Source organism: Staphylococcus pasteuri (assembly GCF_030547725.1).
Classification (GTDB): Bacteria; Bacillota; Bacilli; order Staphylococcales; family Staphylococcaceae; genus Staphylococcus; species Staphylococcus pasteuri.
On record NZ_JAUOQO010000081.1, the window covers coordinates 1 to 363 of the forward strand.

Here is a 363-nt window from a genome sequence, read left to right on the forward strand (position 1 = left end):
GTAGAGCGGTTTGCCGCATGGTTTAAACGTTATTACCGTTAGGTAACTAGTATTTTGTAAGTCTGCAATGTAAAATGTCAATATTAGCTATCAGAGGGAAGTAGGTAGCTTCATGCTTTTTACAAGGAGGTGTTTTTATGTTTTCTAAAGTCGCTTTAGCTATTTTACCATTGGTAGCGGCCCTTTCACTTCCATCACAAGCGAGTGTGGTAATTCAGAACTTTGGTACAGCAACGAGCCCAAGCGAGTTAGAGGCTGGAAATCTGCAAACTAACTTTTCGGCAGGTGAGACAGTTTACGCTGGAGAAGTTTTTGATTTGCAAGCATTGGATGCAGCCACGGATGATGTAAATAGTGATGGCT

At 41.6% G+C, this 363-nt stretch carries 1 protein-coding gene; it reads left to right on the forward strand.

The window, feature by feature from the left end; genetic code table 11:
* Nucleotides 1-137 precede the first annotated feature (137 nt).
* Nucleotides 138-363, forward strand: a 226-nt coding sequence (locus Q4528_RS12885) for a hypothetical protein (RefSeq protein WP_303521871.1), incomplete at its 3' end; no start/stop codon positions are given.